This window comes from uncultured Algoriphagus sp. (genome assembly GCF_963974365.1).
Classification (GTDB): Bacteria; Bacteroidota; Bacteroidia; order Cytophagales; family Cyclobacteriaceae; genus Algoriphagus.
The window spans coordinates 361,196-384,945 of sequence record NZ_CAXBBX010000004.1 but is presented as its reverse complement, the minus strand read 5'-3'; the positions used below and the strand labels follow the sequence as shown (position 1 = coordinate 384,945).

General features: G+C 39.6%; 21 protein-coding genes. 3 read left to right on the top strand and 18 right to left on the bottom strand.

The window, feature by feature from the left end:
• Positions 1-111: 111 nt before the first annotated feature.
• The 5 genes from AACZ87_RS07920 to rpmH are packed head-to-tail and all read right to left on the bottom strand — an operon-like array spanning position 112 to position 3,563.
• Positions 112-621, bottom strand: a complete 510-nt coding sequence (locus tag AACZ87_RS07920) for a DUF2480 family protein (RefSeq protein ID WP_339866220.1) — start codon at positions 619-621, stop codon at positions 112-114.
• On the bottom strand, positions 618-1,307 hold the full coding sequence (gene tsaB / locus AACZ87_RS07915) for a tRNA (adenosine(37)-N6)-threonylcarbamoyltransferase complex dimerization subunit type 1 TsaB (protein WP_339866218.1): 690 nt from the start codon (positions 1,305-1,307) through the stop codon (positions 618-620). Before tsaB ends, AACZ87_RS07920 begins: the two co-directional genes overlap by 4 nt.
• Positions 1,308-1,312: 5 nt before the next feature.
• Positions 1,313-2,974, bottom strand: coding sequence for a S41 family peptidase (locus AACZ87_RS07910; RefSeq protein WP_339866217.1), 1,662 nt, complete (start codon positions 2,972-2,974; stop codon positions 1,313-1,315).
• Positions 2,967-3,356 (bottom strand): ribonuclease P protein component, encoded by a 390-nt coding sequence (rnpA, locus tag AACZ87_RS07905; protein WP_339866215.1) that lies wholly within the window; start codon positions 3,354-3,356, stop codon positions 2,967-2,969. The genes AACZ87_RS07910 and rnpA overlap by 8 nt, the downstream gene beginning before the upstream one ends.
• A 48-nt stretch (positions 3,357-3,404) precedes the next feature.
• A complete protein-coding gene (gene rpmH, locus AACZ87_RS07900) occupies positions 3,405-3,563 on the bottom strand; it encodes a 50S ribosomal protein L34 (protein WP_091698287.1) in 159 nt (52 codons plus the stop codon).
• Between the two features lie 141 nt (positions 3,564-3,704).
• Between rpmH and AACZ87_RS07895 the strand changes: the two genes are divergently transcribed.
• On the top strand, positions 3,705-5,348 hold the full coding sequence (locus tag AACZ87_RS07895; RefSeq protein ID WP_339866210.1) for a M61 family peptidase: 1,644 nt from the start codon (positions 3,705-3,707) through the stop codon (positions 5,346-5,348).
• A 53-nt stretch (positions 5,349-5,401) separates the two neighbouring features.
• Here the strand turns inward: AACZ87_RS07895 and AACZ87_RS07890 are convergent, their stop codons facing one another.
• From AACZ87_RS07890 to AACZ87_RS07830, 13 genes are all read right to left on the bottom strand, one after another.
• The gene (locus tag AACZ87_RS07890) at positions 5,402-6,130 is read right to left on the bottom strand and encodes a peptidase, M16 family protein (RefSeq protein ID WP_339866208.1); all 729 of its coding nucleotides are present in this window, start codon (positions 6,128-6,130) and stop codon (positions 5,402-5,404) included.
• Between the two features lie 9 nt (positions 6,131-6,139).
• Positions 6,140-8,188, bottom strand: coding sequence for a pitrilysin family protein (locus tag AACZ87_RS07885; RefSeq protein WP_339866206.1), 2,049 nt, complete (start codon positions 8,186-8,188; stop codon positions 6,140-6,142).
• Positions 8,189-8,215: 27 nt separating this feature from the next.
• Entirely contained in the window at positions 8,216-9,547 is a 1,332-nt protein-coding gene (locus tag AACZ87_RS07880) for a pitrilysin family protein (protein ID WP_339866228.1), read from the bottom strand.
• Positions 9,548-9,751: 204 nt separating this feature from the next.
• A complete protein-coding gene (locus tag AACZ87_RS07875) occupies positions 9,752-10,747 on the bottom strand; it encodes an adenosine kinase (protein WP_339866205.1) in 996 nt (331 codons plus the stop codon).
• A 222-nt stretch (positions 10,748-10,969) separates the two neighbouring features.
• Positions 10,970-12,133 (bottom strand): hypothetical protein, encoded by a 1,164-nt coding sequence (locus AACZ87_RS07870; protein WP_339866204.1) that lies wholly within the window; start codon positions 12,131-12,133, stop codon positions 10,970-10,972.
• Positions 12,134-12,241: 108 nt separating this feature from the next.
• Positions 12,242-12,613: a hypothetical protein gene (locus tag AACZ87_RS07865; RefSeq protein ID WP_339866202.1), complete on the bottom strand. Its 372-nt coding sequence runs from the start codon at positions 12,611-12,613 to the stop codon at positions 12,242-12,244.
• 206 nt (positions 12,614-12,819) lie between these two features.
• Positions 12,820-13,545, bottom strand: a complete 726-nt coding sequence (locus tag AACZ87_RS07860) for a hypothetical protein (protein ID WP_339866201.1) — start codon at positions 13,543-13,545, stop codon at positions 12,820-12,822.
• A gap of 363 nt (positions 13,546-13,908) precedes the next feature.
• Positions 13,909-14,583: a LytTR family DNA-binding domain-containing protein gene (locus AACZ87_RS07855; RefSeq protein ID WP_339866200.1), complete on the bottom strand. Its 675-nt coding sequence runs from the start codon at positions 14,581-14,583 to the stop codon at positions 13,909-13,911.
• Complete coding sequence (locus AACZ87_RS07850; RefSeq protein ID WP_339866198.1) at positions 14,580-15,581, bottom strand: histidine kinase; 1,002 nt, start codon at positions 15,579-15,581, stop codon at positions 14,580-14,582. Before AACZ87_RS07850 ends, AACZ87_RS07855 begins: the two co-directional genes overlap by 4 nt.
• A 9-nt stretch (positions 15,582-15,590) precedes the next feature.
• Positions 15,591-16,190: a hypothetical protein gene (locus AACZ87_RS07845; RefSeq protein WP_339866196.1), complete on the bottom strand. Its 600-nt coding sequence runs from the start codon at positions 16,188-16,190 to the stop codon at positions 15,591-15,593.
• A 295-nt stretch (positions 16,191-16,485) separates the two neighbouring features.
• Positions 16,486-17,031, bottom strand: coding sequence for a transposase (locus tag AACZ87_RS07840; protein WP_339866194.1), 546 nt, complete (start codon positions 17,029-17,031; stop codon positions 16,486-16,488).
• Between the two features lie 77 nt (positions 17,032-17,108).
• Positions 17,109-18,422 carry a 30S ribosomal protein S12 methylthiotransferase RimO gene (gene rimO, locus AACZ87_RS07835; protein WP_339866193.1) on the bottom strand — a complete coding sequence of 438 codons (1,314 nt, stop codon included), beginning with the start codon at positions 18,420-18,422 and terminating at the stop codon, positions 17,109-17,111.
• A 329-nt stretch (positions 18,423-18,751) separates the two neighbouring features.
• Entirely contained in the window at positions 18,752-19,846 is a 1,095-nt protein-coding gene (locus AACZ87_RS07830) for a hypothetical protein (RefSeq protein ID WP_339866191.1), read from the bottom strand.
• Positions 19,847-20,166: 320 nt separating this feature from the next.
• On the opposite strand from AACZ87_RS07830, the gene AACZ87_RS07825 reads away from it, so the two are divergent.
• Both AACZ87_RS07825 and AACZ87_RS07820 read left to right on the top strand, forming a co-directional pair.
• Positions 20,167-22,167, top strand: coding sequence for a dehydrogenase E1 component subunit alpha/beta (locus AACZ87_RS07825; protein ID WP_339866189.1), 2,001 nt, complete (start codon positions 20,167-20,169; stop codon positions 22,165-22,167).
• A gap of 206 nt (positions 22,168-22,373) precedes the next feature.
• Positions 22,374-23,702, top strand: coding sequence for a DUF5723 family protein (locus AACZ87_RS07820; protein WP_339866187.1), 1,329 nt, complete (start codon positions 22,374-22,376; stop codon positions 23,700-23,702).
• The last annotated feature ends 48 nt before the right edge of the window (positions 23,703-23,750 follow it).

Below are 23,750 nucleotides of genomic sequence, written 5' to 3'. Positions count from 1 at the left end.
CACCGTCTGCGTCGTTTGGGAGTGCAAATATCTACCTTTTTTATTTATCGGCAAGAACCAGAACAAAGAAAATTGCAAAAAATTAGATGGAATTACGCAGTGCTTTAATTATCAGGACTTTTGTTTTTTGTAGAGTGGCACAGTACTACAGGGCTCTCCATACATTATGGATTTTGCACGGCTCTGTATGAGAGAAATTATTTTGCCGTAGGCGAATAAAGGAATAGGGAAATCACTGCACCCTTTGACCACAACTGGCCTATCTACGAAAGATTCTAGCTCTAATTTTCTTAGACAATCTTCGGAAATCATCACTTCCAGCTCCTTTAAATCTCCAATCGCATAACCTCTGGCAATAGAATTCAGGTAAGTGGCAACTAACATAAATGCCCAGTTGGGAACAATAGCATCAACTGTACAGGTAATCGCGACCCATTTATTTTCATACTGAGTCCAATCAATTTGTTTCAGAGCAGCACGAAAGTCTTTTTCTCTTAAGATCAATTCCTGAAATAGAAATGGCTTCAGGTCAAAAACCACTCGCTCTTCCCGAGGATAAATATCTTCCAGATTAAGGGTGATGATGGGACTACTCGCAACTCTATTAATTATATCACTCATATAAGCAATGGATTCTTTTTGGACTGAAGAGCTTTAAACTCCTTCAGATAATTAGGAACGAAATAAGCCAAGTCAGCAAAATCTTCCTTTTTAAACTTTTCAAATGCTAAGACGCCCACATAATCAGCGGAAATTTTCACATCCATAAACACAGCATTGGGATGATTGATTACTTCTGAGACCTTTTTGACAGCATCCCCCACAAAATACACCTTGCCCATGTCAAGTAATTCTGCAAAAGATCCCTCATCGATAACCTCAGAATCAAGATTTGTAATTGAATTTAATTCTTGATCAAAGACCTCTCGATAAACTTCCATCCTTCGCGCATCTAGCATTGCTACGATAAGCCCAGGGCTTTCTATTTGCTGCTTCGCTCCATAAGCGAGGGATTTCAGCGTGCTGACAGAAATCAACGGCAATTCCCCGGCAAAAGCCAGACCTTTGGCCACTGAAACTCCAATCCTCAAACCAGTATAAGAGCCAGGTCCCTCTGACACAGCGATCGCCTCGATCTCCTTCACAGAAATCTGACAATCTTTGAGAAGAGAATCAAACATTCCCATCAGTTTTTCAGAATGTGCCCCTGGAACATCAAGTGATTTTTCCTGCAGCAATACCCCACCTCGATGTAGGGCGATGGAGCAAATAGGCGTAGAAGTCTCCAAGGAGAGAATAAGTGCCATAATTATTATTTTGACGAGGCTGTCAGGGTGGTTTTGATTTTATCAGGCTGCTGCAAATACTTTATTGCAAGCTCAACGTCTTCGTCATCTCGCAGCCCAGATTCGATCATACCTTCTTGGAAATAATACCTCGACACTATTTCCTGAGAAAGGATTTTCTTGATCTCTTCCTTGTTAGTGACCAAATCCTGCTCCTTGCTATGGTTCACACGCTTTTCAAGTGAATCTATCTGAGCTTTGATCTCATCGTAATAATCCACTTTTTCAGCGTTCTTACGCATATCCTCCACCGACTTTTCCAAGTAAGTCGTATAATCATATTCTTTTCCTTCCAACCATTTTACAAATGCCTCGTAATCTGCATCCGAAATAGTAAAGGTGGATGGATCAGCAATCTCTTCGTGCTCATAGAAATATTTGGTACCGTAATCAAACACATGATTTCTCGCTACCAAGCTATATGAAATCGGCGCATAGCTTTTTTGCTCTACCTCTTCGTCCGGCTCGATACCGGCGCCGTCTAATACTTCTCTTCCATTTTTGGTATGGAAAACTTTTCTCAAAGAATCAGGTACAGTCACCAACTCATCATTTTCTCTGCTTTGCAAATAGTCAATGGCTTGAATACAGCGACCACTTGGAATGTAGTATTTGGCGGTAGTCACTTTCATCTGGGCATTGTAGGTCAATGGAACTGTAGTTTGCACCAACCCTTTACCAAATGATTTTCTTCCTAATAAAACAGCCCGATCGTAATCCTGTAGCGTACCAGCCACAATCTCTGATGCAGAAGCACTATGCTCATTAAGCAAAACAACCATCGGAATATCCTTATCCACAGGGGTTTTGGTAGTCTTATAGGTGTAATTCACATTTTCAAGCTTACCTATAGTCTTCACCACTTCTTTTCCTTTTGGAATAAATAGGTTAATAATCTCAACGGCTTCATTAACCAAGCCACCTGGATTATCTCTTACATCCAGCACCAGCCTATCTATTCCCTGGCTTTTCAAATCAACAAGCGCATTTCTTACTTCCGTAGAAGCATTGGTAGTGAACTCGGCCAACTTAATGTAACCTGTATTGTCGTTCAATTTTCCGTAATAAGGAACATTCTTGATCGCTATTTTCTTACGAATCACATCAAACTCAAGCGTATCCTGATCTCTTTTAATTTGAAGATGCACAGGCGTATTAGCAGGGCCTTTAAGAAGTGTAGAAACATCTGACGTTCCCAAGGTCGTCACGTCAGTAGAGTCTATTTTCAATATATAATCAGCTATCTTCAGGCCGACCGTCTGCGCAGGAAACCCCGTATAAGGCATGATTACCATGCTTCCTTCTCCCCGATTTCCTATCAAAGCTCCAATCCCAGCATATTCCCCAGTCGTCATCATTCGATAATCATCCGAATCCTCCTCAGGAACATAAGTCGTATAAGGATCCAATTCCTCCAACATCGCATTGATACCGATGGTCACTAATTCATCTGGATCAATATCATCCACATAGTAGGAGTCTAGTTCACGTATGAGTGTAGCGAAAATGTCAATGTTCTTAGCTATCGCAAATAGCTTGTCGTTCTTAGGATTGAATGCAAAAAATCCGGTAAGTGCAATTGCTCCCAGTAGGAAGATCAGCAGGGATTTTTTCAATGATTTATGCATGCTGTTTTTGGTTTTCGCTTACAATAGTGGCAAGTTTCTTTAAAGCCAGGATAATTTTAGTCTGAATTTCTGAAAATTCCATCAGATCGGAACTTACATAAATTAAGCCAATCGACATAGCTGGGGCTGTGGGAGGAATCAACGCTTTGTTAAGCCTATAGGCCTCGCGCATCCTCCGTTTTACGAAGTTTCGCCCGACAGCCTTTTTAATCTTCTTCTTCGAAACGGAGAAAAGCACCTGAGAGGTTCCACTACCCAGGTCCTTTTTAACAAAAAATTGGACTTTAAAGGGGTACAAAAAAAAAGAGGAACCTTCGTTAAAAAGTTCCTTGATAAGTTTGTCGGCATGAAGCCGCTCACTTTTTGGGAGTCTGTAATTCATCACAAGGACTATAATCGTACGTGAACATACGAAAATCAGTGCTAAGAATTACTTCTTCAATGTCTTTTCAGAAGAAACAGTCAACTTGTGTCTTCCTTTTGCTCTTCTAGCTTTCAGTACTCTTCTACCGTTAGCAGAAGACATTCTTTCTTTAAAGCCGTGCTTATTTTTTCTTTTTCTACGAGAAGGTTGAAATGTTCTTTTCATGATCGAATATCTTTATCTAATTGCTTGCTTGATTAAGTCTCCTTGGTTTGCCTCCCTAAAAGGAATGCAAAGATAAGTACCATTTCCTTAAATGCAAACAAGCCAAATAACATTTGTTTGAATTCATTCAACTTAACCACAATGAAATTCCTAATAGAATCCCAAAATCCAGTATCTCAATTCATACAAATCACGCTATACATTCCTATAAGGCATCTTTCACAGGTGCGACTACAGCTTCCCGCTTGGAGAGCAGGACGTTATCAGCTTTCAAATTACGTTCAAAATATTCGAGGTCTCCAAGTTATCTCACCAAATGGAGACACAATTTCTCATTCCAAATTGACTAAAGATCTATGGGAATTCAGTCCCGACCATGTGGGAGAGTACCAGATTCGTTATGAATATTACTGCGCTAAATTGGATGCGGGCTCTTGCTGGGTCGATGACGAGCAACTTTACCTGAACTTTGTTAATTGCTGTTTTGAGGTGGAAGGTCGTTCCGAAGAAAGGATTACAGTAGAAATAAATCACCCCCAGCACTTCCAGTCTTGTACTACCCTACTCAGCGAAAACAATGAATATTTTGCCTCCAATTTTCAGCATTTAGCGGATAGCTCCTTTCTAGCTTCCCAAAGCTTAACTCACCAGTCATTTGAAATCGATGAAGTCAAATTCCATTTATGGTTTAATGGAGAAATTCACTTTGACCTTTCAAAATTCAAAACCGATGTGAGGGAATTCGCAGAAAAGCTTATCGAGGCTTTCGGGGAGTTTCCAGTAGAGGAATACCACTTCATCTATCAACTTCTGCCCTATTCACATTATCATGGTGTCGAGCATCAGCGCGGAACGGTGATTACATTTGGCCCTGCTGAGAGTTTGGCAGAAAGAAAGCATAGGAATGAACTCATGGGTGTAAGTTGTCATGAATTGTATCACGCCTGGAATGTGTGCCAGATCAGGCCTATCGAAATTATGCCTTACAATTTCTCCAAAGAAGCCTATCATGAAGCCGGATGGATGGTAGAAGGTGTCACAACTTACATGGGAGATATTTTCTTGTTGAGATCAGGATACTTCTCCCTTGAGGAATATTTCCATACATTTGAAAAAGTACTGAACCGTGAAGCAGTGAATTTCGGCTGGCAAAATCAATCCATCTTAGAGTCCAGCTTTGATCTCTGGATAGATGGCTATGTGGCCGGGATACCTGATAAAAAAGTGAGTATCTACACCCATGGTGCTTTGATAGCGTTTTGTCTAGATGCAATGCTTTTGGATGAGAATTCATCTCTTCATCAGGTGCTGAAGATGCTTTGGAAGAAATTTGGCAAAACGAAAATTGGCTATACGCTGGAAGAAGTATGGGAAGTGGTGCTTTCACAGACTAGCCATCCTATCTATTTCAATCAGTTCTACGACGACTTTATCGCAGGAAAAGAAGATATTTTCCCATTGGTGGAGAAACACTTATCATCGCTTGGTTTTGATCTCACGAAAAAATGTAAAGAAGATAGCTTAGCCTCAGATTTTGGAATCATCAAATCAGAGAATGGTAAGGTTGCGAAGGTTCATCCAAAAAGCGAAGCGTATTCAAAACTCCAAATTGGAGATATCATCAAGAAGCAAGAAATATCTGAATCAACTATTAAGTTATCCCTCGATAGATTCGGGAGAAAAATAGAAGTGGTCCTAACTAAATCCAGCGAATTTCTGTTTAAAGACTATCAGATTTTAGACAAAAAAAACAACCCTAAAAGAGTTGTTTGGATTGGTAGATAAAGCAAAAGGGCTGTCAGCAATGACAGCCCTTTCTTCACTAACTATTTCAAATCTTAATTGAACACCGAGTCATCCAATTCTTGGTTGAACTCTATAGATGTGATATTAGCTTTAAGAGGCATAGGCAACATGCTGTTGGTGATGACCATAGTCATCGGCATCATCAAACCATCTACTTCTTTGTAATCTTTGTAAACAATTTTCCCAGCAGCGGGAGATTCAGTCTGAAGCTTTAAACCAGAAGCAACACTATAATATTCCGTAGTGTTTCCATCTCCACCAGCATCAAACGCGAGCTTATAGGCTTGCTCACCTTCCACTTCAGCCGTTCCTTCAAATGTAACAGCGATTCCCAAATCATCTAGATACAACTCACGGAAAGCATAAATCTGGTTTTTCAATACTGCTGCAACTTGCTCATCAGTCAACGTTTGCTCCTGCCCCATTGCAGAAACAGTACCAGCTCCGTCTTTGACGACAGTCTTTGACATTACATTACCATTCACCTCCGTGACGTTTAGCATGCGCTCATTTTTCTGATCAGTTATTCCCTGAATGAGCAATTTCATTCCTTGAATTTCGGCTTCCATGTTCATTTCCACGTTATAAATCGCCTTCATCTTGGATTCTCCACCTGTGGCTTTGATGTAGTTATCGATCACTTCTTTGACCGAATTCTCATCTTTGACTTTGATTGAACCTTCTTCGGCTACCACATGAGCTTCTGACGCCATTGGAGCTACCCATAGGCTGAATGCCAGTATTATTATCGTCTTTTTCATTTGATTTATTTAGTTAAAATCTGCTTCAGTCAATTCTGGATTAATTTCAAGATTAGTGATTTTTGCCTCTAAAGGCACTGGAATCATTGCTGATTTAATCGTTTGGGTCATTGGAATCAAGACGCCATTTTTCTCTTGATAATCACTGTAAAATGTATCTCCTGAAACTGGGTTTTCATTTTTGATTTTCAATCCAGATTCTACTGAGTAGTAATTGGTCACCGTAGACCCTAATGGAGTTGCCACGATTACCTTATATGCTGGAGTTCCTTCTACATCCTTAATGCCATCTAGCGTCAATGTATACCCCATTGTTCCAAAATATAATTCTGGTATAAAGTAGGTTCCAAGTTTAGCAGCATCAACTTGCTCATCGGTCATAGCCATGGATTGACCTTGAACACTTGCTGTACCTTTACCATCCTTCACGACTGAAGTCTGCATTACATTCCCTCCTACTAGGGTCTTTTGGGCAAATCTCATATTGGCATCATCATGAATCAACTCAATGGTCAATTGAGTACCCATCACTTCGGCCACCATTTCTAATTTTGCCGCTTTGATAGCACTTGCTTTAGCTTTTCCGCCAATTGCAGCGATGTAGTTTTCAATCACTTTCTCAGAAGTCATATCTGCATCTACAGCTGCCATTTCTTTGGCCGGGAAGCCCATGTTGTCAAACATCATGACCTCTCCAAACTGCGCCAGTTTGTCTTTGATCTCTGTGGCATTACCTACTGCTGTGATGTAAAGTTTTGAAGGATCAATTAGGTCATCAGCTGTTTTGTTAATATCAGCTACAGTCAGGGCATTCATTTTCTGCAAGTAAGTTTCATAGTAATCTTTAGGAAGACCATAACGCTCAATGTTTAAAGCAAAACTTGCGATGGTAGAAGGACTCTCAAGCGATCTTCCAAATGAACCTGCCAAGTTGGCTTTCGCTTTTTCCAATTCTTCCTGTGTCACTCCATCTTCTACCAGTCTATTGATTTCATAGATGAATTCATACACTGCAGAATCTGTCACTTCTGTACGTACCGACGCGTTGGCAGAGAATTGTCCAACTAACTTATCTGAAGCAAATGAAGAATAAGCACCGTACGTGTAGCCTTTGTCTTCACGAAGATTCATAAACAAACGAGAAGAAGATCCTCCACCAAAGATTTGGTTCAAAACTCTACTTGAGATGTAATCTTCATCACCAACTTTCAATTCTATCGGCTGAGCAATATCAATTACAGTCTGCACCGATGAACTACGATCTACTAAACCTACCATATTCCTGGCAGCTGGTGTTGGTTCGGAGTAAGTGAATGTTGGCACATCGCCCTTCTCCCAAGATCCGAAATGAGCTTTGACAACTTTCTCCGCTTCCGCTTTACTCATATCGCCGACAATCGCCAAATAGGCAATATTTGGCTTGAAATACGTCTCGTAGTATGACTTGACATCTTCTACTGTCACGTTTTTCAATGTTTCTTCTGTCTCTACTTCGCCATACGGATGATCTTTGCCATAGACAAGTGCACTGGATAATCTACTGGAAATTGAGCCCGGCTCATCTTTACTAGTGGCCAAAGCAGTCAATGATTGTTTCTTCAATTTCTCCAATTCTTCCTCTGGAAAAACAGGGTTAAATAGCACATCAGACATCAAGTCAAGAACCTTTTCTTGATGTTTTTTCAGCGATGAAGCAGAAAGAGAGGTAGAAGAAGCTCCAAGAGATGCTCCTATAAAATCGATTTCCTCATCCAGTTGATCTTTGGTTCTGCTCGTTGTACCTGCAGTTATCATTTGCCCCACAAACCCAGTCAAACCTGCTTTATCTCCTTCAAACAAAGGATCCCTTTCCAACACCAACGTGAAAGAAACACGGGGAAGTTTATCATTCTCTACTACAAAAACTTTAAGACCATTGTCCAAAGTGAATGTCTCTGCCTCGCCAATTTTAATTACAGGCGCTGGCCCAGCTTTTGGAAACTGACTTCTGTCCACCTGAGCAAAGCTCCCGACAGACACCAAAAGGCTCAATACAAAGGATATTGTTATTTTTAACATGTCATTTCGATTTTTAAGGTGAATCAATTACTGAGCTGTTTCCTCAGCTGGTTTTGGTAAATAATACAAAACCACACGGCCATCCAGTGTCAAATACTCTTTGGCTACTCTCTGAAGATCTGCCTTGGTCACTTGACCATAGGCGTCCATTACCTTATTGACATAATTCGTATTGCCATAGATCACATGAGCTTCAGCAAGATTCTCTGCTACACCTGCCATGGAGGAATTTCCACTCACAATATTATTCTCCATTATGTTCTGAAGCTTCTCGAAATCCCTGTCTGAAATCCCTTCTTCTTGAACTTGCACTATAAGCTTGTCAATTTCTGTCTCTAGATCCTTTGGCTCCACTCCCATATTCGTGATGCCATACATGATGAAAATACCTCCATCTTCCAAATCCAGCGGAATTGCAGCAACTGCCAAAGCCTTTTGCTGCTTATCGACTAGCTCCTTTGTCATCAAGGAAGAGTTTCCTCCAGTCAAATAAGTAGATAGCATAGACATAGCATATGAATCTTTATCCGTTTTCGGAGGAAGATTATAAGCCTGAATAACAGCTGGAATCTGAATATTATCATAGATTATATCTCTGATTTCCTCTGTCTTTTTAGGCTCTTTTACATTTGGTCTATAAATAGCTTTTGTCCCTTTTGGAATTTCGGAGAAATATTTCTTCACCCATTCTTCAGTCTTAGCATAGTCAATATCACCAGCGATGGTCAACGTCGCATTATTTGGCACATAGAAGTCTTTGTAAAACTGCTGAAACTCCTCGATAGAAGCTGCATTCAAATCATCAAGAGAACCAATTGGCGCCCATTGATAAGGATGTTCTGAATAAGATCTTTTAAGTGTTTCGATTAAGATGCTACCATAAGGTCTATTATCATAACTCTGACGCTTCTCTTCCTTTACTACTTCCCGTTGAGTTTCAACTCCTGTCTGATCCACTTTGGAATGCAGCATTCGCTCACTTTCCATATAAAGCGCCAGCTCCAGTTCGTTGGAAGGTAAGGATTCGTAGTAGTAAGTAATGTCATTTGAAGTATAGGCATTTAAGGTGCCTCCATGCGATTGGATGATATTCATATATTCTCCACGCTCGATGTTCTCCGAACCCTCAAACATCAGGTGCTCGAAAAAGTGCGCAAAACCAGTTCTGTCTGGCTGCTCATTCTTAGAACCTACATGGTAAAGAACCGACGTCACCACGATTGGTGTAGTATTGTCCTGGTGCATGATCACATGCAGTCCGTTGTCCAAGTCAAATTCCTTGAACTCAATTTTGGTCTGAGCAAGAGCAGGAACACTCAGCATTCCTGCCACTAACCCCAAAGCAGTAAGTTTTCTCATCATAGTATGTTGGATTATATTCTCAATAGATAAAAGTAAAAACAAGATTAATCAGTGAAGTCTTTCAAAAACCCAATTGTTTACTAATTAAACCATTCGTCATAATTTTACCCTAAAAAATACTAAATAATCTTAATCTAAAAATTTAGGGCAAGATTTTAATAAAAAATAAGACCCTGAAAAATGCATTCTCAGGGTCTTAGTTTATGGATTTAGCCTGGCTAAAATATCTTTCGCTTCATGCCATTGAAGCCTCGGGCCAAATTGACTTACAATTTTCGAACTCGCCATGGATGCTAGCTTCCCGCTTGAGGCATAACTGTGACCGTTTGTAATGCCATACATAAAGGCTCCTGCAAACATATCTCCTGCTCCGTTGGAATCTATTGCAGTGGTTGCATAAGGTTCGATATCAATAAAAGTATCTCCATCGAAGATCATGGCACCGTTTTTCCCCTGCGTGATTACAAAGTGCTTAGCTACTTTCTTCAATTCCTCACGGGCTTCAAGCAAATTATCCTTTCCTGTGAAAATCATCGCTTCTTCCTCATTAGCAAAGAGTAAATCCACACTTGCACCGATCACCTCAGTCATGGGGTCTCTGAAGTACTTCACCATAGCCGGATCGGAAAAAGTCAAGGCTACTTTCACACCGTTTTCTTCAGCGATTTTCTTTGCATGCTTCATCGCTTGCTTACCATTCTCAGAAGTGATCAGGTAGCCCTCGATATATAAATATTGAGAATCTTTGATCGCGGACTCATCTACATCTCCTGTGGAATAGGTTTGTGTGATTCCCAAAAATGTATTCATCGTACGTTCAGCGTCTTCAGTTACCATTACTAGGCATTTACCTGTGATACCTTCCGCCAAACTGCTTTCATTCAAGTTGTGAGAGACACCCGCATCCTTCATGTCATTCAAATAGAAGTGGCCAAGTTCATCATTTGCAACACGGCATGAATAGTAGGATTTACCGCCAAACTGAGAAATCGCAATCACCGTATTTCCAGCAGACCCACCACATTGTTTCTTGGCTTGCTCGGTATCGATCACTGACATCAAGGCATTCTGACGCTCCTCATCTACCAAAGTCATCAATCCCTTCTCCACGCCATTGTCAGCAAAAAACTGGTCTTTTACTTTGAATTCTATATCTACTAAGGCATTCCCTATGCCGGTTACATCGTATTTTTTCATTATTTATTCTGTATTGGAAAATTGAAATATTTTAAAATTGGAAGATTGGAAAATTGATTTCAGTGGTTGTCGAAACTTCGATATTCAGCATTCAGCATTCTTCATTCGATATTACTTTTGAAAGATTTGGCTTAAAGACACTTTAAAGGCTAATTGGGAGAATATCTCAATAGCATAAAAAGACCTCGTAAATCATAAATCTCAAATCGTAAATGGCGAAGGTCAATCGAAAATCCGGTGTCTTTCAAATGGCTTTTCTCGATCAAACAAATAACGGTAGGTATGATGAGTCTTGTAAATATCTGCCAAAAGCTGTTCACAAACACGCATCATCTTTGGATTGAAATCGCCAATCCAGTTCATCTCGATGGTTTTGTATTGAAAATCAGGCTTGCCGCTCATCTTGTCGTAGGTGATGATCATCGCACTCTCTACCCCTTTTCCCTGATGCTCCGGCACTACTCCAAACACCAGACCAAGCATTTTGTTGGGAGGTGAGAAAGTTTTGTACCAAAGAAATTTGAGTTTACCGATCAAGTCCATTTTGCCATTCACATGCTTGAAGATCTGGTTGATTTCCGGAATCTGAATAAAGAAGGAAACGGGCTCGCCTTTATAAAACCCGAAGTAAATCAGCTTTTCGTCAATAATCGGTTTCATCTTGGCAAACATCATCTGCGCTTCTTTCAGCGCAAGTGATTTGCCCATGTGCCTAGCCCAAGCTTTATTATAGACAGTCATAAAGTATTCCGGCGCCTTTTCCTTTAGCTCCTTTCCCTTCAGGTAATGAAATTCATAATCAGAATTATCCATGACTACTTTTGCTCGGGCTTTCATTTTATCATCAAAGCCCAAGTTCTGTACAGGCCTGGCGTAGGTGAATTGCTTAAAGTAAATCTGAAACCCGTAATCCTCGAAAAATTTCTGATAATAGCCAAAGTTCCAAGGCATATTATAGTTCGGTTCAGTGAATCCATCCACAAGCAATCCCCACCATTTGTCGCGCTCACCGAAGTTAATTGGACCATCCATGGCTTCCATTCCTTCGCTTTCGAGCCAGGCTTTTGCCGTATCAAAAAGTAAAAACGCCGCTTCCTGATCATTTATACATTCGAAAAAACCTAAACCTCCAGTGGGTTGTTTTTCCTTCATCTTTGGATTGATGAAAGCTGCTACACGTCCGATGGTTTCTTGTTTGTTATTTTGCAAAAGCCAGCGCTTGGACTTTGCTCCATTCCGAAAAAGCTTATTGGTTTCTTTATGAAAAAGCCCCTCGATATCTGCGTCAAGAGGCCGGATCCAATTCTTTTCATTTTTATATAGCCTGACAGCCATCTCAATAAACTCTTTTTGATGGGCTGGCGTGGTGACTTCGATCAATTGCATTCGGGTCATTTTAGAATGCTAAATTAGGTAGATCGGCTGAAAGGACAACTCACCTATCTTTACAAAATACTGCTATTCGAAAAAAACCGAAATACAGGATCAAAGCGACTAATCCCTGATAATTTCTCGACAGCTTTCTATCTCAAGGTTCTTATTTGCTTCAAGCGTCTTCTCTTCTATAATTATCGTATCGATTTCACTGCAAACTATTGATTCCAAGTTAATCCCATCTACCCTAATCAAGGCAAGCATCATCATATTCTTTGAGATCAACACATCCAATATCCGCTGGTTGATCTCAAAGCCATCCAAATGAAGGATTTTCAAACTGGGAAATTGATCAAATATCTGTATAACATCATCTATACTTAAAGGTATTATTGGGCTTTGTCTATTCATTAAAGAAAGCCCTTGTAAATCCTCCGAAGAAAAATCTTCGGGGAAATAATAATAACCTTTAGTCATGTCTGTATTTTGCATATGTAAACTATTTGGAGATAAACCTAAAGCAGAAAGGTTTCCAATGGTTATATGATCAGATTTATAAATCAACCTATTCTCTATTCCAAACATTGTATTGTCGGGCAAAACCACTAAAGATGGAGATTCAAGCTGCCTAAAGGACGGCGTTTCGCTTTGCATATGTATGAAAACAGTTAAAAGGAATTTAAGGAACATTTTTAGAATTAATTACAAAAAGCTAAAGAAGGCGCATACATGACTTTATTTGATGGGATATTATTCCCAAGGCAATAGCTTGATATGGAAGCAGTCGTAACATAAGGTGATGCTAGAAGATATTGGCGAAATAGTAATTTAAATTCCTGTGATACCGATTGAGTTGAATAAGTTGCCCCAGCAAGCATATTTTGTATGATTTCATAATCCGCTAAGTACATAGCACTAGAAATTTCATTTCGCATAATGCTTTGATTTGTTGAGCCAGAAGTGGTAATACAAAGAGATCCAATAAAAGATGAGGCAGTTCTTATTCCCCAAGGAGAAGTAGTGAAAACTCCAAAATTTTGATTGATTCCTGTAACTTCCGTAGCAAGTCCATTACCTACATTTTTGAACTGGAATGAAGAAGGGCAAACAACGTATACTATAGCATCTTGACTACCATCTGTATAAACGGTAGCATTTTCTACACTATTTGTTGAGGTGCCTCCTCCACCTCCTGTTCCCCCACCGCCACTTGAAAAACACTCCGTCGTAGTTGTGGATCCAAGATATTCAGTTTCCATAAAAGTACATCCTGCCGTTGTGCATGAGTACCAATCGCGATAGTGATAAGTGGTTTCTGTAAAGCAAACTGGCATATACGCGTTTGGGGATACTTCTATATCCCGCACGTATTCATTTGACTCTCCATCTTCAAACTTAAACCTTCTAAAGGTTTGACCATTCACATCTTGTATGGTCAGGTCACCACTAAATGCCTCCAGTTTTGACAGTGATAATTCATTCGGATTGTTCTCACAGTTGTTCTGCTTCTCCAGAAGCAGAACTAAAGAAACCTAAAACCAAATCCAAATGATCAATTCTCTCACTACCGTAATGCCACCTAATGTCAATAAACAGTAGATAATAATATTTCTCTTGAATTTGTATTCGTAATTGAATTTGTGAAAGCCTACTTTATCAGGAAGAATAACCTTACGGTATAAATAAACACCCAATCCAAATATGATTAAACCGACTAAAATCAACATCTCTTAATATTTTTAAATGCTGCTTCTGGAGAAGCAGCATAACTGGTAATTCTACATTCCTCAATTCATTTGCTTCAATAGATTCTCACGGTACCGCATACCAATAGGTATCATTTTACCTCCGATTTTGATCTGATTCCCTTCGATAAATTCCACTTTGGAAGTATTAATAATAAAGGACTTGTGAGTTCTTACGAAAAGCTCCTTTGGTAATTCTGCCTCCATTTTTTTCATAGTCGAAGTAATGATCAACACCTGACTTTCCAAATACACTTTGGCATAATCTCCAAAAGCCTCGAAAAATAAAATATCCTCAAAAGCTGTTCGATATAACTTCTTATCCACTTTAAGCATAATAAAGTCAGGTGAATCCTGCTGAGTTTTCAGTCGCTCTTTTACTTTCTGGATGGCTTGCAAAAAGCGGTCAAAAGGAATTGGCTTCATCAGGTAATCTACTGCATTGAGCTCGAATCCATCCAAGGCAAATTCTGGGTAAGCCGTAGTGAAAATCACCAGAGGTTTATTAGCTAGGGCTTTATAAAAATTTATACCAGAAAGCTTTGGCAGATTGATATCCAACAGCAGTAAGTCAACCGGATTGGTTTCTAAACCATTAATTGACTCCAATGCATCTTTATACTCTCCAGCGAGAAATAGATCTGGATGATCAGAGATAAATTGTCTCAAAACATCCCGGCTAAGTGGCTCGTCATCTATGATTGCGCATCTGATCATAACAGCGTCAAGTTAACTTGAAATTCTGTTTCAGTTTTTAGAATCACTAATTCATAAGAATTAGGATAAATAAGTTCCAGTCTTCTTTTCACGTTTTCTAGACCAATGCCTCCATATTTCCCTTTTTCCATGTCATCGATCTGGCCCAATTTATTCTTGATTGAAAAAGAGATCGCTGTATACACTTTTAGTTTGATGTCAATAAATTCCTGTTCAGAATCATCTTTCATTCCATGTTTAAAGGCATTTTCTACCAAGGGAAATAACAACAGCGGTGCAATCATTACCCCTTCTAATTCACCTTCCAAAGTAAACCCGACTTTGGAGGCCTCCTCCAATCTAAGCTTTTGCAACTCGATGTAATTTTCCAGCATTTCTACCTCTTTCATCAAAGGCACTTTTTCCTCTTCTACCTCATATAACATGTACCGAAGCAAATTGGAAAGCTCCAAAACTGTTTCCGAAGTCTGATCACTTTTGGCCAAAGCCTGTGAATAAATGCTGTTCAGGCTATTGAATAGAAAGTGAGGATTGATCTGAGTTTTAAGCGAATTGAGTTCCAAGGATAATTTCTCTTTCTCTACCTGCTGAAGTGTGTACCAGGATTTTGACAATTTTATAAGCGTAGTCAAGATCAGATAAATCAAGAAAATACTCACTAAAACCTGCCACTCTGTGAAGGAAACCATATAGAACTCAGAATCCAATAGCGGAAACATTACCTCAAACGTGAGTTCATGAATTATATGCGTCGCCAATAAAAGCAACGGAATGCTCAAAAAGTAAAGCAGGTATTTTCCTTGGTCGAGAAACCTAGGAATCAGTACTCTTAAATTGAAATAAACTAGAAAGAATAGAGGAACATGAAAAAGCAATGCATAAAAAACATCAATAAACTTGAAAACACTCGATATCGAAAAATAATTTCCGATCGCATAAATGGAAAGCATCCAAAAAACCGGATGCTGAAACCATTTTGAGTTGATAAGCTTGATCATAAATACTGATTAGCTGGCTTTCTTGTAAGTCTCCGTATCCTCAAACACCGATTCATCATCAGAATATTTGTCGATAAATTTCTGAATTTCCTTAGGCTGAGCTGTAATTAGGATCGTTCCGTCCACATTTTCATGTCTCAATCGGATCAGATTACTTTCAAAAAGTTTATTCAATTTTTCCAAATCAAATGAAGTCAGGTATAGTTGCTTACCGCTGAATTTCAATTTAGCAAACGTATGAACTGGAATCATGTTAGAACCTAAACCCTCAGCTGAATAAGGATCGTCAGGATACAAGTCTAGAAATAAGTCGTCCCCTATTTTGGCAATATGGCCTTTGAATTTAATTAAATCCCCACCTTCCATAATCTCAATAGCGTATTCTTTATTTTTAGATAAGTCGGCAGATTCGGATGAACCAAAAAAACTAGGCCCGGAAGAAGTATTTCTAAATTCTATATAGTCTTCATCATCCATTTCCCACCGACCTAATAATTCCGGGAAATATACTAGCGTATCATCTGTGTAAATAGGAAACAGTGAATACACACAGGAATTCAATAAGACTACCAAAAATCCAATTGCGAGAATTGATTTTGCTTTTTGCATAATTAGAATATTTGAGTTGTTGACAGGCTCAAATTGGCTAATTAACTAAGGTCGAGAAAAAAAACTCTATGAACTCAGCAAATCTCCAGACGAACAAGGGATTTTAAGGATTTAGATTTTTTGGGAGCCATCAAAATCTGCATTATGAAAACCAAAAATGCTGCTTTCGGAAAAGCAGCATAACTAGTGTCGTTGTCCTGCTTCTCCAGAAGCAGGACTTATTATATTTATCCCTCCACATTAGCATACAGATCAAACTCCGTTGTGCTGCTTCTGGAGAAGCAGCACTATAGAACTAGTACAATTCTACTTTTACCAATCCTTTCCTGCCAGCATAATCTCTTGCTGAGCTAAACAAATACTCTTCCGGATCTTCTACAATCATGGCCTCAACCGGATTTTGGTGGATATAATGAAGTTTCTGCTCCATAAAATGATTTGATTCGACAGCTACTGCATGGAGCCCATCCATCCAAAACTTATAATTGGTTATTCTACTTTGACTAGCTCCTTTTTCTTTAAAAGCTTTTAAAATCCAAGAAGCACGAGATTCTATTGATTCTTTTTCCAAACTAGCTAAGATCTTTTTTGCTGTAAATTTCTTAAAATCCTGAAGTGTATCACTGAGTCGAAATGCTTCTTTCGACCTGCATAGCAAATGAAGGTGGTTAGACATCAAGCACCATGCAAAAATCTCTAATCCTTTTCTGTCAATACAGAAATTTAGGCTTTCGACTACTTCTAGTTTGTATTCTTTTCTGGTGAAAACATCTATCCATTCCACAATTGTTAGTGTCAAAAAATAAATAGCATGCTGGTCTGAAACTTGGAAAGGCCTCATAAAAATCAGTTTTAAAAGTCTGTTCAATATAGTAAAAATGCTGCTTCAGGAGAAGCAGCATAACCTACTTTACTACCTTATTCCTCCACATCAGCATATAGATCGAACTCTGTAGCATCAGTTACTTTAACATTTACAAAGTCTCCAACTCGGCAATAGAATTTTGAAGCATCGATCAACACTTCATTATCCACTTCCACAGAATCATATTCTGTACGGCCTACGAAGTGACCGCCTTCTTTTTTATCAATTAAGACTTTGAAAGACTTGCCGATTTTCTCCTGATTCAAATCATAAGAAATCTGCTCCTGAATCTCCATTAAGTTGTTTGCACGCTCCTGCTTTACTTCCTGAGGAATGTTGTCTTCCATAGAATAAGCATGCGTATTTTCCTCATGAGAATAAGTAAACACACCCAATCGCTCAAATTTCATTCGCTCCACAAAGTCAACCATCTCCTGATATTCCTTCTCACCTTCTCCAGGATGTCCAGCGATTAGGGTTGTACGTATCGCTATATCAGGCAAAATATCACGGATGCTGTGAATTAAGTTTTCTTGTTTCTCGCGAGTTGTACCTCGACGCATAGCCTTCAGCACATCTGTAGAACCGTGCTGCAAAGGAATATCCAGATAATTACAGATATTCTCACGCTCCTTCATTACTTCAATCACGTCCATCGGGAAACCTGTTGGGTAGGCATAATGTAGACGAATCCAATCAATGCCATTCACATCCGAAAGCCTACGCATCAGTTCAGCAAGATTTCTCTTTTTATAGACATCTAATCCATAGTAAGTAGAGTCCTGAGCGATCAAAAGCAACTCCTTCGTTCCGCCAGCGGCTTTATGCTCCGCTTCCTTCACCAATTCTTCAATTGGTCTGGAAATGTGTCCTCCACGCATAATAGGAATAGCGCAGAAAGAACAAGGTCTATCACAACCTTCGGAAATCTTCATATATGCATAGTGCGAAGAGTGCGTCAATAAGCGCTCCCCTACCAACTCATGCTTGTAGTCTGCTTTGAATTTCTTCAAAATCGCAGGCAAATCCCTAGTACCAAAAAATGCATCAACCTGAGGAATTTCCTTTTCCAGATCGTCTTTGTAGCGCTGCGAAAGACATCCTGTCACATAGACTTTGTCCACCAAACCTTGCTCTTTGGCATCCACATATTGCAAAATGGTGTCGATAGACTCCTGCTTTGCATTGTCAATAAACCCGCAGGTATTGATAATAATGATGTTATTATCATCCGTTCCAGACTCGTGGGTAGCGTTGATGCCATTGCCTCGAAGCTGGGTAAGTAGCACCTCCGAATCAACAAGATTCTTCGAGCAACCCATGGTTACAATATTGACTTTGTCTTTTTTTAACGTTCTCGCTTTCACAGTTTTCCTACTTTTTGAGGCTGCAAAGGTAGACAAAAAAGTAGCTTCACACTTTTTTGAATTTAAAATTTGAGAATTTGAAATTTAAAATGAGCCTAATCTCTAAACATAAACCACCTAGCGCAAGTCTCCTGACTTGTGCTTACCAAATTGCAGTCTTCAGACTGCCTCTATTAAAAAGGCAGCTCTTTCTATTCTTGCAAGTGAAAACTTTCTGGATTGGGATTAATTTTAACTAAACCTCCGAGGTTTGTAAAACCTCAAAGGTTTTGCTTCTCTGATAGAGTTTATGCGAGTTTCAAAATTTTAAATTTTTCATTTTAAATTCTTCAATACCCCGTTATCTCCTTCAACAACTCGAAAAAACCCTTCTTTCGCTCAGAATTAATTCCCCAATCAACTGGCACACTTTGATACCCTTCTTCAAATCCCTCATCCTTCATGCGGAAATCAAAATAACCCCAGGAACTGTAGGCGGAAACCGCAGCGGTAAAATTGTTTAATTCCTGCTCAAAATTGAAATGATCATCTTCATTGTAAACGATTGGTTTATCCATATATCCATTCACCTTACGAGTCGCTTCCACCTGCTCAATAATCTTTCTCGGATCTTTCACACCATTGCCATGAAGCAAAATAAAATCGGAAGCTCGCACGACATTTTCCTTTGGCACTTCTCCCCCACCATAGCTAGTGCTGACAAGAAATCTATAGCCATTTTTCTCCTTGCTTTTCACCAGATCTATCAACTCATGAACTCGCTCCGGCTGAAGAATCTCATGATCATAGCGCACATTGCACTCATTGTTTACCTCAATCAAGACATTAGTATACCCCTTTTCCAAAATCCAATCCACCGAATTAGTTACAGCATTTTTGACAGCTTTTTCACTTGCTAAGCGATCATCCTGCCCAAAGTAAAACAACCCGATAATCGGCACCATCCCTAGTTCGTCAGCTTTATCCAATATCTTCTCCAGCCTCTTGAAATACTCAGATCTCAACTCTCCAGTCTCTGTGTAAGGAGAATTAATCCAAGGTTGTCCTTGAGAATAGCCAAATGGACTTCCTCCCTGTAGATTTAAAGTAAAAGATAACAGCCCGTATGACTTCCAAATCGGCATATTTGCAATAAACTCATCTGTATTACGATTTGCATCCCAAGCTTTCGTGTCTGGATATTCCCAGTTTGAAACTGTTTCCGGATTCAAATCATCGAAAATTCCCTGCACCATTCTAGAGTTCATTAGCAAACCCTCTATCGGATGTCCATTCCAATTTCTTCCAGCATAAGTCAATTCACCATTGATGTAGAACTTATCAGAAGAGATGCTGACTTCTGTTTTTCTTGAAGTTTGGGAAAAGGATGCAAAAGCAGAGAAAAGATAAAAACAGGCTAAAAAAGCGGCGGACTTGAGGTTCATAAATTCAGGATTTTGGGTTTTGGTAATATTTCTAATTTCCAGTTTCTTTTGGACATCAGCCTATTATCATGCGATTTATTTTATTTCATAGTCCAATATTATCTAAAGATCATTTCCAGCAACATAATCTTAAACTAAGCTTAACTCGCTTTCTGAGTTGGAGCAACCCCTTTTTTCTACTTTTGAGACGTACAGCAAACTTTTTAACTCCTTGCATTTATTTTTCGCCCCGATTCACGTCGGGGCCTTTTTGCAGGGCGCGGATTCACCCTTTGCCTTTTTGCTTCCTTCCTGTAACTTAGAATGGAAATCACCATTCCATGGAAACCACTACCCCCACTTTAGCTTTCGACCGAAAGAATCTAACTGATCAAAAACTGATAGAACTCTACGAATCACTCATCATACCTCGCAGGATCGAGGAAAAAATGCTGATTCTATTACGCCAAGGTAAAATATCCAAATGGTTTAGTGGCTGGGGTCAGGAAGCAATTTCTATTGGGGTAGTAAATGCTCTGAATGAAGACGAATTCATCCTTCCCATGCATAGAAATCTGGGGATTTTCACTGGAAAAAACATGCCTTTGGAGCGTCTTTTCGCGCAGTTTCAGGGAAAGCTTTCGGGTTTCACCAAAGGCCGGGATCGCTCCTTTCACTTTGGCTCAATCGAGCATCATATCGTAGGAATGATCTCTCATCTTGGCCCTCAATTAGCCATTGCAGATGGAATTGCTTTAGCGGATAAGCTTTCGCAAGAGAAGAAAGTAACAGTTGTTTTTTCGGGAGATGGTGCAAGTTCGGAAGGTGATTTTCACGAGGGTTTGAATGTGGCAGCGGTCTGGAAATTGCCTGTGATCTTTGTGGTGGAGCATAATGGCTACGGGCTTTCTACACCGAGTGAAGAGCAATTCGCCTTCAAACACTTCACAGACAAAGGTCCTGGATATGGAATGGAAGCTATTCGAATCCAAGGAAATAATGTACTTGAAGTATATACTGCCATCAAAAATCTAGCTGAAGATATCCGTCAAAATCCTCGCCCGGTTTTGGTAGAAGCCATCACTTTTCGGATGAGAGGACACGAGGAAGCTTCAGGAACTAAGTACGTTCCGAAGCATCTGATGGAAGATTGGAGCAAACTGGATCCCGTGGAAAACTACGAGAACTATTTGGAAGAATTAGGCGTGCTAGATGGGAAGTCTAAAGAACGAATTAATAAAAACGTCAAAAAAGCTATTAATGACGGGTTGGATATTGCCTTCGCTGAGGAAGCCATTTCCCCAAACTTAGAAACTGAACTTAGGGATGTCTATGCTCCATTTTCGAAGGAAATAATTTCACCTTCTCCAAACTCGCCAAAATCCGAAAAGCGACTAGTTGACGCAATTTCAGATGGGCTCCGTCAATCCATGGAAAAGTATCCTAATCTCATTCTCATGGGGCAAGACATAGGTGAATACGGGGGAGTTTTCAAAATCACCGATGGATTCAAAGCTCAATTTGGAGCTGATCGAGTTCGCAACACACCACTTTGCGAAAGCGCAATTATAGGAACTGGGCTAGGACTTTCCATCAGGGGCTTCAAAGCCATGGTTGAAATGCAATTTGCAGACTTTGTTTCTGTAGGCTTTAATCAAATAGTCAATAACCTAGCAAAAATCCATTACCGCTGGGGACAAAATGCTGATGTGGTAGTTAGAATGCCAACTGGAGCTGGGATGGCTGCCGGACCTTTCCATTCCCAGTCCAACGAAGCTTGGTTTTTCCATACGCCAGGCCTTAAAATCGTCTATCCATCCAACCCTTACGATGCGAAAGGCCTGCTGAATTCGGCATTCGAAGATCCAAATCCTTACCTCTACTTTGAGCACAAGGGAATGTATAGATCTATAAGCTCTGAGATTCCAGACGAATATTATACGGTTGAAATTGGCAAAGCAAATTTGGTAAAAGAAGGAAGCGAAATTTCCATCATCACCTATGGAATGGGAGTTCATTGGGCATTGAAAGCCACGGAAGAACTGGGTTTGTCAGCCGATATTTTAGATTTGAGGACGCTATTGCCTTGGGATAGCGAAGCAGTAAAAACTACTGTCAAAAAAACCGGTAAAGTGATTTTCTTACAGGAAGATTGCCTGACGGGTGGAATTGGAGCTGAAATATGTGCTTGGATTTCAGAACATTGTTTTGAATATTTGGATGCTCCTGTCATGAGGGAAGGAAGTCTGGACACTCCAGTTCCCTTTGCATCGAATCTTGAAAAACAGTTTTTACCAGTAGAGCGATTTAAAGAAAAACTAAAGCGATTGAATGAGTTTTAAGCAGAGTTAGAATTCATTTTTTTTTGTTTACCCTAGAGTAATCCTAAACCCAGGAAACCATTTTCTAACCCAAATAGACCATAATCTAATTATGCCTTTGGCGATAATAGGATTAAAAGTATTTTTCACCGAATAAACATTTGCGTCTATTATCGTATTCACAACATTCCAATTTATTTTATCAACCCTTTTTAAACACTCAAACTATGAGAAAAAACTATTTTAAATTACTATTAACCTTACTTTTTGCCCTGTCTATTTCGCTTGTCAAGGCCCAATCTTATGTAGGAAGTACAGTTGATAATTATAGCGGTGTTCATTCCGTGCTTATCAATCCAGCAAATGCTGCAGATTCCAGAATGAAATTGGACATCAACCTTTTTTCTGTCAGTGCTTTCGTCGGAAATGACTTTATAAGCATCGACCTCAGTGATCTGAGTAGTTTCAATGATGGCTTTGATTTTAATACCGATGCGGAAAAGAATCCGATGGATAACAATAATTTCTTTGGTAATGTGGACATTCTAGGCCCCTCTGCCCTTTTCAATCTCAATGAAAAAAGTAGTATAGGAATCACTACGCGTGCGAGAGCATTTTTCAACATCCATAATATTGGCGGCGAGCTTTACGAAGTCACCTCTGGCGATGAGGATGTAGATAATTTCAATGTCTCGATGGATGATCTTTCAGGAGTCGTCCACGCTTGGGCAGAATTCGGACTTACTTACGGAAGAGTAGTTATGGAAAAGGATAAGCACTTCTTAAAGGCAGGTGCCACAATCAAATACCTAGCTGGTGCGGGTGGAGTTTTTGGATTTAGCCCAAATTTATCAGCTAATTACAATTCTACAAACGAAGCACTTACTACGGCAGGTAATCTGAATTATGGTTACACTTCTGGTTTTGACTCAGAGGAAATTGATTTTGCAGACATCACGGGTGGTTTTGGAGCAGATCTGGGAGTGGTGTATGAATTTAGAGATTCAGATAATTGGGATGAAAACCCTTATAAATTAAGAGTTGGGCTATCTGTCACGGATATCGGGGCTATTAATTACAGCGGCACAAGTAATTTCAGATATGACATGAATGCCACAATTGATGCTAATGAATTTGACGAAAAAGACCTAGAGGAAGTTCTTGCGGACAATTACCCAGGGTCAGAAACGTTAGAAAAAACTAAGTTTGGCCTACCAACAGCTATTCAAGTTTTTGCTGATTATAGCATCACCAATAGGTTTTTTGTGAGTGCCCAAGGAGCAATCTCTGTAAAAAAAGTATCAGATATTCCTGTCAGCAATATTATCAATGCATTCTCAGTCACTCCTCGATTTGAAATGAGATGGATAAGTGTTTACAGCCCTATTAGTGTAAGACAATACGATTCAAGCGTGGCTTGGGGTTTTGGTTTCCGGGCTGGTCCTGTAACCATAGGTTCAGGATCAATTTTGACAAATCTAATTTCCAGTTCTTCCAAAAGTGCTGATGTATATGTAGGCTTAAAAATTCCACTTTATAAGGTTTCTCCTTATTAATTCAAAAAGGTCAGGGGTTTCGAAATCCCTGACCTTTTTTACTTACTC